The organism is Xanthomonas prunicola (genome assembly GCF_025266575.1).
Classification (GTDB): Bacteria; Pseudomonadota; Gammaproteobacteria; order Xanthomonadales; family Xanthomonadaceae; genus Xanthomonas; species Xanthomonas prunicola.
In genome coordinates, this window is sequence record NZ_CP096142.1 from 3,879,207 (window position 1) to 3,891,451 (window position 12,245).

At 60.7% G+C, this 12,245-nt stretch carries 8 protein-coding genes; 4 read left to right on the forward strand and 4 right to left on the reverse strand.

The window, feature by feature from the left end; genetic code table 11:
* Positions 1 to 3: 3 nt before the first annotated feature.
* The 4 genes from M0D43_RS16650 to M0D43_RS16665 form a co-directional block, all read right to left on the reverse strand.
* Positions 4 to 4,596: an RHS repeat-associated core domain-containing protein gene (locus M0D43_RS16650; RefSeq protein WP_252162271.1), complete on the reverse strand. Its 4,593-nt coding sequence runs from the start codon at positions 4,594 to 4,596 to the stop codon at positions 4 to 6.
* A gap of 223 nt (positions 4,597 to 4,819) precedes the next feature.
* Complete coding sequence (gene coaE, locus M0D43_RS16655; protein ID WP_101361876.1) at positions 4,820 to 5,428, reverse strand: dephospho-CoA kinase; 609 nt, start codon at positions 5,426 to 5,428, stop codon at positions 4,820 to 4,822.
* 13 nt (positions 5,429 to 5,441) lie between these two features.
* Positions 5,442 to 6,305, reverse strand: coding sequence for a prepilin peptidase (locus tag M0D43_RS16660; protein WP_252162272.1), 864 nt, complete (start codon positions 6,303 to 6,305; stop codon positions 5,442 to 5,444).
* Between the two features lie 6 nt (positions 6,306 to 6,311).
* Positions 6,312 to 7,571 carry a type II secretion system F family protein gene (locus tag M0D43_RS16665; protein ID WP_252165099.1) on the reverse strand — a complete coding sequence of 420 codons (1,260 nt, stop codon included), beginning with the start codon at positions 7,569 to 7,571 and terminating at the stop codon, positions 6,312 to 6,314.
* A gap of 354 nt (positions 7,572 to 7,925) precedes the next feature.
* Here M0D43_RS16665 and M0D43_RS16670 point away from each other — a divergent pair, with 354 nt between their 5' ends.
* The 4 genes from M0D43_RS16670 to M0D43_RS16685 all read left to right on the forward strand — a co-directional run bounded on the left by M0D43_RS16670 (position 7,926) and on the right by M0D43_RS16685 (position 12,211).
* Positions 7,926 to 8,351 carry a pilin gene (locus tag M0D43_RS16670; RefSeq protein WP_252162273.1) on the forward strand — a complete coding sequence of 142 codons (426 nt, stop codon included), beginning with the start codon at positions 7,926 to 7,928 and terminating at the stop codon, positions 8,349 to 8,351.
* A 134-nt stretch (positions 8,352 to 8,485) separates the two neighbouring features.
* Positions 8,486 to 10,075 (forward strand): phosphoethanolamine transferase, encoded by a 1,590-nt coding sequence (locus M0D43_RS16675; RefSeq protein ID WP_260807378.1) that lies wholly within the window; start codon positions 8,486 to 8,488, stop codon positions 10,073 to 10,075.
* Between the two features lie 10 nt (positions 10,076 to 10,085).
* Positions 10,086 to 10,715, forward strand: coding sequence for a spermidine synthase family protein (locus tag M0D43_RS16680; protein ID WP_252165100.1), 630 nt, complete (start codon positions 10,086 to 10,088; stop codon positions 10,713 to 10,715).
* Positions 10,685 to 12,211: a spermine/spermidine synthase domain-containing protein gene (locus tag M0D43_RS16685; RefSeq protein WP_313905434.1), complete on the forward strand. Its 1,527-nt coding sequence runs from the start codon at positions 10,685 to 10,687 to the stop codon at positions 12,209 to 12,211. The genes M0D43_RS16680 and M0D43_RS16685 overlap by 31 nt, the downstream gene beginning before the upstream one ends.
* Positions 12,212 to 12,245 lie beyond the last annotated feature (34 nt).

Genomic DNA, 12,245 nt, shown 5'->3' on the forward strand with positions numbered 1-12,245 from the left:
CACCTAATTCAAAAAGTCAGCTATGGGAATTGAGCCAGCGGGAGGCGGTAAGCCGTTAGAGGCATCGCTGGCCCCAATATTGACCCAGAAACATTGGCAGTTGTTAGGATTTTGGTTTGCACGGTAGAGATTGTAATGGTCGCCTGGATAAGGGTGGTGAGGCTTCGATGGCGGAACCAAATCATGTCTATATCCAATCGTTCCAACTGGTACGGTGAGGCCATTTACTGTTTTGCAGGGAGGGCATGGTTTTTCATCTGGACAAGCTATGCCAGTTGTTAATCCACCCAGTATCCCGCCTGCCGAGGCTCCCCCCATTCCGCCTAATTGTGACCCCGCCACAAATCCAGCTACATTTCCTGCTATTGGAACTTCGGAGCCAGCCACACCCCCCAAAACACCACCGCCCCAGTATCCCACTCCACCGCCGACAGCAGAGCATGCTGCAATCCAGCCAGCGGCGCACGCTGGATTAGGTGTCAATCCTAGAGGGTCAATAAGCGAAAGCGGATTGCCTAATGTATAACCATAAGTGCTGATTCCACCTTCGAATCCAATCGGATCACTCTGCACATACCGCCCGGTAGCCGCCTCATAATCCCGGAAGTAGTTTTGATTCAACCCACTCGCCGCATCAAACCGCTGCCCCGGAAACCGCATATCCAACACCAGCGCCACACCATCCCCATCCGGATCCTGATTCGGCGCGGTGTTGCCGAAGGCTTCGCCCTTCAAGCTCCATGTCCACACCGCCACATCGCGGGTGGGATCGATTACTACGCGTGGGCTGCCCAGGTGATCGGGTTCGATGTAGTGCAGTTTGCTTGCGTTGGCTAGTAGGCCCACCGGCAGCTCGTCCAGCCAGATCGCCTGCTGCTTGGGCGCACCGTTGCTGTCGTAGTCGCCCAGCCAATGGCCGGCTTTGTCATAGAGCGTGTAGGTGTTGGTGGTGCCGAGGAAGCGGCGCACCTGCTCGCCACGGCCGTTGTAGCGGTAGTTCATGGTTACCGCGCCGGCGCGGCGGGCCTGGGTCATGCGGCCGGTGGTGTCGTAGGTGTACTGGAGCGCGGTGCCGCCGATGGCGGTGGTGTTGCCGGCGGCATCGTAACTGCGGGCGACGCCTGCCACTGCGCTGAGGCGGTGGCTGTCGGTCGGGTAGGTGTAGGCCTGCGTGGCCGTGCCGACCTTGGCGCTGAGGCGGTTGCCGGTAGCGTCGTAGCTGTAGCCGTCGATCAGGGTGCCGGTACGGCCGTCCTTGAGTCCGGTCAGGCGGCCCAGCGCGTCGTAGCCCAGGCCGATCTCCGGCGTGGAATTACCAGCGGGCGTCAGCGCGGTGAGGTTGCCAACCGGGTCGAAGCCGAAGCCCACCTCCAGCCCGCCCGGGCGGGTGTCCTGGATGGCCTGCGGGCGGTAGTCCAGATCGTAACGACGGGCGAGGGTGCGGCCGTTGCCGTAGGTCCAGCCGGCGGCGGGGCCGAACGGGTAGTAGCTGGCGTTGCCCAGCAGCACTTGCCGGCTGCCACCGGCCGGGGTCACGCCGACCTCAGTGGTCTGGCCTTGCGCGTTGCGCACGTAATCGACCACCGCCCCATCGGGATACGTCATACGCCGCAACTGGCCACCGACGGTGTAGTCGTAACGCAGCACCAGCGCTTTGCCGTTGCTGGTCTGCACCTTGCGCACGAGGTCGCCGAAGCGGTTGTAGCAGTACTGGGTGATGGCGCCGCCGTCCTGCATCTTGGTCAGGCGACCGATGGAGAAGGTCTCCCCGCTTGCGCAGGCCGTCTGCGTCACGTCGTAGGTGTAGGTGACGTTGAGGCTGGTGGTGGGGTAGGTGACCTTGGTCAGGCGATTGAGCGCGTCGTAGCCGTAGGCGGTGGTATTGCCGCGCGCGTCGGTCTGGGTGGCACGGTTGCCGGCGCTGTCGTAGGTGTAGCTGGTGACGCCGGTGTCCGGGCTGGTGAGCTTCACCAGATCGCCGAAGCCGTTGTACTCGTATTTGGTATCCAGGCCCTTGGGGTCGGTGACCTTGGTGAGGTTGTCCAGCGCGTCGTAGTCGAAGGTGGTGTCGGCCTTGATGCCGGCCACATCCTGCAGCGTGCGCGACAGGCGATTGAGCGGGTCGTACTCGCTCTGCGTCGCGGTTGCCAGTGCATCGGTCACCTTGGTGGCGTTGCCGTTGGCGTCGTACTCGAAGTCGGTGGGGTCGCTGGCCGCAGTAGCCTGCGTCTTGAGTTGGCCCAGCTGGTTGTAGACACGCGAGAGCGTGCGCTTCAACGTGCCGGCCGCGTCCTTGGTGTCTTCCTTGACGCGATTGCCGGCGTTATCCAGCGTGTAATGGACGGTATTGCCCGCGTTATCGGTGATATCGGTCAGCCGATGCGCCGCATCGTAGCGGAAGGCGGTGAACGCGCCATCGGGCTGGGTGACCTGCTTGACCAGACCGGTGGGCCAGTAGTCGATGCGGGTGATGCGGTCATCGGTCTCGCTGGGTGCATCGGCACCGCGCACTTTCGTAGCGGTCAGCCAGCCGCGCGGGTGATAGCTGTAGTCAGTGACGATGCCGTTGGCGTCCTTGATGGACAGCGGGCGGCCGGCGCCGTCGTAGGCGAGGTATTCGGTGACGCGGCCGAGGGCGTTGGTGACTTTCCACAAGTCGCCTTTGCGATGCGGACAGGTACTCGGCGATGCCGTGCAACTGGCATCGTCGGCAGTGTAATAGGCATAGCTGGTGCTGTCGGCGATATCCGTGCGTGCGCCATCGCTGGCCAGCAGCAAGCCGGGCAAGGGACAACTGCCGGCGGTGGCATCGCTGTCTTCGCAGTAGCGCTGGGTGGTGATGCGGGTGGGACCTCCGCTTGGATCCGTCTGCGACACGGTTAGTGCCTGCCCCCTGGTGTTGTAGGTCCAGGTCGTCCTTGCTACCAGGACATCATTGGCATCGTAAGTGCGCCGGTCGGTGGGACCACGGAAGCTGGGGTGCCAGTCCGTTTGCAGCGTGCGCTTCTGGCCGCTACTGCTGTTGGCCGCTTCGATCTTACTGGCCAACAGACCACGGTTGTTGTACCTCCAATCGGTTGCCACACCTGTAAAATCGACTTCCTGGTCGGGATAGCCGTTGCCGTCGTAGCTGCGCGATTGAAACGCCCCAACCGTGCATTCGGGGCACAACCCCTGGACGGCGGTGACCTTGGCCTGGCCAAGTTTTGAGATGCCAGTCCGCGTTACCGCATTGCCAAGCGCATTGGAGACAGTGGACGTGTTCCCCGCGTAAGCAATCGTGGCCTCGTCGATCTTGCCGGTCGGATCGCCGTGCACGCTGCGGACGACGCGTTGCTGCGCATCGTAGGTCCACGAGGCATACACCTGGCCCTGCTCATCGCGGTGGGTGGTCAGTGCGTCCGGAAAGCGCGCATCATCATAGTCATACCCGGCGATAGCCGACACCACCACTCTTGCAGCTGTCTGCAAGGTCACCGACCTCAATCGCGCCTGGGGGTCGTAGCCATAGACCAGCACCATTCCATCGGGGAGTCCAACTTGTGCGATCCTGCCTGCCTGGTAGGAAAAGAGCAGGCGACGGCCACGTGTATCCGTCACAGATTGCAACTGGCCGCCTGCGTAAGTCAGGGCGAGTTGCTCGCCATCGGTGTAACTGATGCCGGTCAGCTTGCCGTCCAGATCGAACTGCTCTTTGCTGTCGTCGATGGCAGTCACCTTCCATCCTGTCAGCGTCCCATTGTCTTGCACTTCGGACAGCGTTTCGCGTACATCCCAGTCCGGTGTCCAGGTGCCATTGGCAGATTTCTTGAACCTGTAGAAGTTACCGTTGGGGCGCGTCAGGATCAGCGTCGATGCATCGGTGACGGTGATGGTCCGGGTGTAGCTATGGCGCCAGGTGTTGCCGAGCGCACTGGTGGGTTGCAGGCCGACGGCACCGCTGTAATAACGGACGAATTCCAGATGCCCTGCCGGCGCACGGTAGTCGGCCGTCGTTTCGAGCTTGGTCCCTGTAAACACGTTAGCCGGGTTGCCGGCCGTGGTGGGGCCTGTCGTCCCGTCGCAACAGCCATTGTTCTTGCCAGGATCAAGCGGTGGTGGTGACGAGCAGACTGCACCGTTTGGCGTAGCGATCGGCTGTCCGCCATTGTTGCTTACCGTGTATTCGCAGCCCTCCTGGCAGACTTTGCCAGTACTGCCGGCTGCGGGGGTGAATGTCGGCCTGGCACTGCATTTTACTGGGTAAAAGCTCTCGCCTAAGCGAGATTCGCTGGTGTAGTTATCAAACGCTCTATAGCATTGAACGACTGCTTGGTAGCGCTGATCATGAGCTAGGTCGAGAACTAAGCTGGCATGGGTATTTACAGCGGCTAATGTTCCTTCGCCAATGCAGATTGCTTCGTTTCCTTCCTTTATCGCATTGAGATATGCCTGGCCCTGATCGCATAAGCGCGTTCCTGCATTGCAAACGGCTGAGTCATATGCATAAGCGATCTGTATCGTGGGAATGACGGAAACACACGTCACCGCGATGGCGAACAGCATTCCGAACCACTTGCTCCCGTGTCCCGGGGCGCATATCTGCATGTCCTGCATCGCGTCCAACTCCTTGGAGAATGTCTGCAGGTCATCGTGATCGCGCCTGCGCGGGCAGCAGCTTATCGTAAAAGCATGACCGCTACTGGCGAGCATTGCGCTGCTTCTTTGATCGCCTCAGTGCACCCTCGGCGCTCTGCAGCAGACGCTGCAACTCCGTCTGAGCGGATGAGCGATCTACCTATTATTCCTAGTGCATAAGCGACTGCCGATGCGCGATGGCCTAACGGTCGGACCGTGCCCGATAGTCCGCGTCCAATCTGTGTGCCGCCTGCGTCAACTGCTCCGGCACGCCGTCGTTACGGACCACATCGTCGGCGATGGCCAGCCGCTGCTCGCGCGTCGCTTGCGCAGCAATCATGCGGTCGGCCAGCTCGGCCGTCGCTGCGTCGCGCTGCATCAGGCGTTGGTGTTGCAACGCGACCGGCACGTCGACGACGAGGATGCGATCGAGCCAGGGATAGCCCGCCCGCCCGCCCACCTCGGCGAGTAAGGGGATGGCGACAATAGTGTACGGAGCCGGTGCCGCCAGCGCTGCGCGCTGCAGTTCGCTGCGGATGGCTGGGTGGGTGATGGCTTCGAGCACTCGTCGTTGTGCGGTATCTGCAAAGACGCGCTGGCGCAGGGTCTGGCGGTCCAGCGTTCCGTCGGTGAGCAAAACCTCGGCCCCGAACTGCGCGACGATGGCGTCGAGAACTGGCCCCGGCGCCACCACTTGCCGGGCGACGAGATCCGCATCGACTACGGGCACACCCAGCTTCTCGAACTCGGCGGCGAGGGCGCTCTTGCCGGAGGCGATGCCGCCAGTGAGGCCGACGATGAAGTCGCTCATCGCCGTGCCCCGGTCAACGCAGGCCTGCGAAGTGCAGGTAGCCGTCCACCAGGTCGTTGCCCCAGAAGAACACCACCCAGCCGGCGATGGCCAGATAGGGGCCGAACGGAATCGGGGTGGCGCGGTCGCGGCCCTTGGCCACCAGCCAGGCCGAGCCCAGGATGGCGCCGACCAGCGAGGAGATCAGGATGATCGGCAGGATGCCTTTCAACCCACACCAGGCACCGAGCGCGGCCAGCAGCTTGAAGTCGCCGTGGCCCATGCCTTCCTTGCCGGTGAGCTGCTTGAACAGCCACCACACCGTCCACAGCGAGACATAGCCGACCGCCGCACCCAACAGGGCAGGCTTGGCCGGCATATAGAGGTTGTCCATCGAGCCGACCAGGCCCAGCCACATCAGCGGCAAAGTCAGCTGGTCTGGCAGCAGCTTGTGGCGCAGGTCGATGCCCGACATCGCCACCAGGAAGCAGCTCAGCACGATCGCGCCGAAGCCCTGCCAGCCGAAGCCGAAGCGCCAGACGCTTGCCACGCACAGGATCGAGGTCAGTACTTCCACCAAGGGGTACTGAATGGAAATCGGTTTGCCGCTGTAGCGCGACTTGCCGCGCAGCATCAGCCAGCTGAAGAGCGGGATGTTCTCCCACCACTTGAGCTTGTCGCCGGTGACCGGGTCATGCGAGGGCTCCACCACGATCCCCGGCGGTGGCGGCTCGTACAACTCCGGCAGCTCCAGGATCTCGCGCGCATCGCGCCGCCACTGCCACTCCATGCGCTTGGGCAAGCGCAGGATTACCACGTTCAGGAAGCTGCCGATCAGCAGTCCCAGTCCGGCCGCGGCGGGAAAGCCGAGACCGGGATGCTGGTCGAGAAATGCCATTACGTCTTATCCAACCACTGCGCCGAGTTTGAAGATCGGAAGATACATGCCGATGACCATGCCGCCGACGATGGTGCCGATGAACACCATGATCAGTGGCTCGAGCAGGCTGCTGAGTGCATCCACGGCATTGTTGACCTCCTCCTCAAAGTATTCAGCCACTTTGAAGAGCATTGCATCAAGCGCGCCGGCTTCTTCGCCAATCGCAGTCATTTGAATAACCATGTGAGGAAATAGGTTCACCTGTTTCATCGCCATGTTGACCGGGTAACCCACAGACACATCGTCCCGCATCCGGAAAACAGCCTCCTCATAAAGCTTATTGCCAGTAGCGCCAGCTACGATCCCAAGTGCCTCCACTAGAGGAACGCCTGCCTTGAATGTCACTGCAGTGGTCCGTGCAAAGCGTGCAATCGCACTGTTGTGCATGATCTGCCCGATTACGGGCACCTTGAGGATCAATCGATCGAGTCCATGCTGCATCCGTGGAGAACGTTTGTAGGCAAAGATGAAGCCAACGACAGATCCAACTGTCACCACCAGCATCAACCACCAATAGCTGACCATGAAGCGCGATGCGTTGACGAGGAGCTGAGTGAATGCCGGTAGTTCGGCACCGAAGCCCTTGAATACTTCTTCGAACTGAGGCACCACGAAGATGAGCAAAATCGCACTCACGATGATTGCCACCGCAACCACCATGGCAGGGTAGAACATCGCCTTTTTGATCTTGCCCTTGAGGGCTTCAATGTTTTCTTTGTAGGTGGCGACCGTTTCGAGGACTGTCTCCAATACGCCAGCGCCTTCGCCCGCGCGAACAAGATTGCGGTAGAGTTCGTCAAATTGGACCGGATGTTTGCTGATTGACTCATAGAGCGACGATCCGCCCTCAATGTCAGTCCTGACTTGGCCCACCATCTTCTTCATGCGCGGGTTCTTGTGTCCCTCGCCGATGATCTCCAACGAACTGACGATGGGCACGCCCGACTTCATCATCGTCGCCATCTGGCGGCTAAAGAACGCAATGTCTTTGGGGGTAATTTTCTTCCCCGCCGCTCCGAACAGAGGCTTCGGCTTTTGCTTCACCATGCTGGGCACGATGCCCTGACGGCGCAGCTCTGCTCGCAACATATTTGCGTTGCGGGCTGTCTGTTCTCCTTTCATCTTCACGCCACGCTTGTCAGCCCCTTCCCAAATGAAGGTCTGCAGCATGCTGGTGTTCCGGTCGACCGGTTGCTTCTTGATGGCGCTACGCGCGACTGACATGTTGGGCTCCCCAAATCCAGCCATCCCCAGGCCGGAATACGCAGTGATGGTAGCGTGTTTGCTAGGCAAGGGCATCATATCGATCGATGGACCTGCGGCGTCTTGAGAAGTGCCCACTCCTAGTCGGAATCTGACCTTGCGCGTCACATGGTCATCCCGGTCGCACTTGAAGGCAGAGCAGCTTTCATTTGCCGAAATGCCTGGCATCATTGCCCCCCGGGGAAAAGAAGCGAACGGGGACTGCTGATTGGCACGTAATCTGCATGTACCGATTTGCACACACGCCCTGCTCGGGTGCACCAAGTGCCCGGGCCGGAGATTTCGATAAACTCACAACCTCTAGGGGATGCATCCATGAAGAAGCAGCAAGGCTTTACACTTATCGAACTGATGATCGTGGTCGCGATCATCGCCATCCTGGCCGCCATCGCGCTGCCGGCTTATCAGGACTACACCACTCGCGCCAAGCTCAGTGAAGCGCTGACGATGTCGGCGCCTGCCAAGCTTGCGGTAACGGAGACTTCATCGTCGCTCGGCGGCCTCGCTCAGGTTACTGCGGCAAATTCGGGCTACTCATTCCCGGGTGCCACGAAGTATGTCAGCGGTGTCACTATCGCCAGTGGCACGGGCCAAGTCGCTGTAACCTCCACCGTGCCGAACGCAACCGGTACCCTCCTGCTGACCCCGGTTGATGTCGGTGGTGGCCAGCTGAAGTGGACCTGCTCTTCCGCCATCAACGTCAAGTACCTGCCGGCGGAGTGCCGTAACTCGGGCACCTGATAGTTTCAGACGATTAGCTTGTAGAGGCCCCGCGACGCGGGGCTCTTTTTTTCTGGGGGCATATCGTGTTGCGGGGCAAACGGGCACTAATAGGGGCGGCTTTTTTCGTGTCGGTCAGTTTGACCCCCGTTGTCATGTTGATCGTGAACGGGGGCGATGACGTCGGGATATCTGCGTTGTATGCGTTGGCGGGCCTGGTTGTTTCGGTCTCGCCCCTGCGGAGGCTGCCGCGCGTGACCTGCACTTGGTTGGCGCTCATCAGTGCCGGCGCAATTCTGCAGGTGGAGATGCTGCTGCGCTTCGGGGGAATGGTGGACGTCAACGCGCTTGCGTTGGTCTCCGAGACCACCAGTGGCGAAGCTTTGCCGTTGCTGCGCTCAGCGCCTGTACGCCTTCTGTCTGGCTGGGGACTGATTGTTGTGATCTGGGGAGGGCTGATGCTATGGCCGCCGCAACTTCTGCGATGGCCGGGCAGGCGGCTTGCATTATTCGGCGGTGGCGTATGTGCGGCGCTGCTGGCAATTGTCGCTGCATTCGAAGGCTTGCACGAGACGCCGGTGGGTGCTGCTTTCGATCAGCCATCCTTGGAACGCATGGAGGCCTTGCGGCGGGGATACCCGACGGGGATGCCGTTGGTCATCTGGGAGTATTTCCGGCAGCGTCGAGAACTGGTTGCTGCTGATGCCGGCCTTGAAAGCTTTCGGTTCGGAGCCAGCCGCTTGGCGGTGTGGGGCTGGCCACGGCGTGTGCATGTGCTGGTGATCGGCGAGACAGGTCGAGCCGATCATTGGGCGCTGAACGGCTACAGTCGTGACAGTACGCCTCGGCTTTCGAGTCGCAGTGACCTGATCAGCTTTACGAGGTTCTACTCGCGGGCCACCTTCACCCGGCTGTCGGTGCCCGTGATTCTGAGCCGCAAGCCGCCGGGTTCGGTCGAAGCTACCTTCGGTGAGCGCTCGTTGTTGCAGGCGGCCCGCGAAGCCGGCTATCACACGGTGTGGCTCTCCAATCAGGCGCCGATGGGGTTCCATGATTCGCCTATTACGGTTCTGGCCAAGGATGCCGATGAGGTGCGCTTTGTCAGCCCGGTCGACTATCGCCACGCAGGCGTCCGCGACGAGGATCTGCTGCCGCACGTCAGGCGTCTCCTTGCCGCCGACCAGCGCGATCTGTTCCTGGTGATCCATACGATGGGCAGTCACTTCCGCTATCGGGACCGGTACCGCCCCGAGGATGCGGTCTTCCTGCCGGACAAGCCGGAACACGGCGATGCCAGGTTGTATGACCCGGATCACAAGCAGTACCTGGTCAATGGATACGACAACTCGATCCGCGCCACCGATCGCTTCCTTGATGGCCTGATCGGTCAGCTCGGCAAACTTGATGCTGCATCCTGGATGTTCTATGTCGCCGATCACGGCGAGGCGCTGTTCGATGACTGTCGCGCCGAAAGCGGGCACGGCCAATCGTCACCAGCGACCCATCATGTCGCTGCGGTGTGGTGGGGATCTGAGGCCTACCTCAAGCGCGCGCCGGAGGCCGTCCGGAATCTTCGTGCGAATGCAGGAAAGATGTTGTCCACTTCCATGGTCTTCGACACCGCGACCCGATTGGCGGGTATCGATGTGCCCGGCTATCGGCAATCGCACGATTTTTCCTCAGCAGAGCCTGGTATTCCGCGCGATATCGCGTCGCTGCCGCTCAATGTTCCCCGCTGTCACTGAACAGGAGTCCGTGTTGAACGGTTCATCAACGAATGTGTCCGGGAAAACGGGGTGGATTTCATCCTTGGGCGTGTTGTTTTTCCTCTCCGGTGCAGCGGCATTGATCTACCAGGTGAGCTGGCAGCGTGTCCTTTTTTCGGGTCTGGGAGCGGACACGCTGTCTGTCGCGGTCATCGTCTCGGTATTCATGCTAGGGCTTGGGCTCGGGGCGCTGATCGGGGGCTGGGCCGCGGACCGTGCCACAAATCCACTGCGATGGTTCCTCGCAGTGGAGCTTGGCATTGCGTGTTATGGCGTATGTAGCGTCGCTGTAATCGATCTGGTCATGATGCATGCTGGTGGGCTTGGGCATGGGGTCGTCGTGTTCGGTGCACTGTTTGCGTTGATCGTGCCGACAACCTTGATGGGGATGACCTTGCCGATCCTGGTGATCCTGCTGGACCGTGTTGTCCGCAACGTAGGTGAGGCGACAGGTTCGCTTTATCTTGCCAATACGATGGGCGCGGCATCGGGGGCCATCGGGACCGGTCTTTATCTGTTTCATTTCATGGACTTGCGGCAGGTCACCTGGCTGGCGGCAGCCATCAATGCAACGGTCGCCCTCGGCGGATGGTTTCTGGTACGGAGGGCGGCGGCATGAGCTTGAAATGGATGCCGCGGGGTGTTGCTTTCCTTGTGGGCGCGGCGAGTCTGGTGCAGGAGGTGCTGTGGGTGCGGCTTGCGGGATTCGCGACCGGTGGTCTGCCGGAGACATTCGCGATGATCCTTGCGTTGTATCTTCTGGGTATCGCGGTAGGAGCTCAGCTAGGGCGTCGTCTGTGCGTTGGCCGGGTCTTGGACATCAGGCGTCGCGCGTCGCTCGTGCTGTTGCTGTCCGCGCTGGTCGATATCGCCGCCCCTTTCCTGTTTTCTTGGGGGATCGGTTTTCTTCCCGTGACTGTGGCAATGCTGCCACTGGTGATCGCAACCGCTGCGCTGAAGAGCGCATTGTTCCCGGTGGTGCACCATCTGGGCAGCAATGATGCAGTGGCATGGAAAGGGGGGTCGTTCTCCAAGGTCTACTTCGCCAATGTGGCCGGATGTACCCTCGGTCCACTGATCGTCACGCTCTGGCTGATGGACGTGATGGCGATGGAGCAGCTTTTTGTTGGTGTCGCGACTGTCACCGCGGTGGCAGGGATGTGGCTGGCCGGCCTTCGCCTATTGGCGGTGCCTGCAGTGGTGGTCGCGATTGCGGCACTTGTACTCCAGCCTGCATTGCCGGCGCTTGCCAGCCGCATCGTGATGGCGACGGGAGGGACTCAGGCCAACTGGCTGCTTGAGCGCAAGGAAGGAATCATCCATACGATCGCCGACCCACAGGGAGACATCGTATTTGGCGGCAACGTGTACGACGGGCGCATCAACGTCGATCTGCGATTGAACAGCAACAAGATCGATCGTGTCTATGCAGCCATGGCGGCTGTGCCGAATCCCAAGCGTGTGCTCGTGATCGGTCTTAGCGGCGGCAGCTGGACGCGTGTGATTGCATCATTCCCGACTGTGGAGCGCGTGGACGTTGTCGAGATCCATCCGGGCTATCTCGAGTTGATCGCCGGTCACCCACAGGTCGCACCGATCCTGCAGGATCCGCGTGTCCACATCCATATCGACGACGGTCGTCGCTGGTTGAGGGCACAAGGGGGCGCGCGCTACGATGCGGTCGTGGTAAACAGTACCTTCCACTGGCGTTCTGGTGTGACGATGCTTCTCTCTCAGGAGTTCTTTCGCCTGGTTGACGCCCATCTGTCCGATTCAGGCGTAGCGTTGGTGAATGCCACCGGGTCTCCAGAGGTCCTCAAGACGGCAGTTTCGGAGTTTCCGCAGGCCTATCTGTTTGGCAACAGTGTCATCATGTCACGGCGCGACTTCCGCGATACGCTTCGCGCTGGTAGCGAAGCCATTTACGCGACTCGGATGCATGGCCGGCCGGTCTTTGATCCGGCCAATGCGTCTGATGTGGCCGCTGTGCGGAAGGTCACCGCGGCCGATCTGGTGGGCGTTGATGTGGTGGAAGAGCGGGTCGGGCGATCAGTCGAGGTCAATACTGATCTGAGAATGTTGACCGAGTATAAATATGGGGCATCGTCCCGATGATCGGGGGGATGGGGATATCAGCGGGAATCAAACG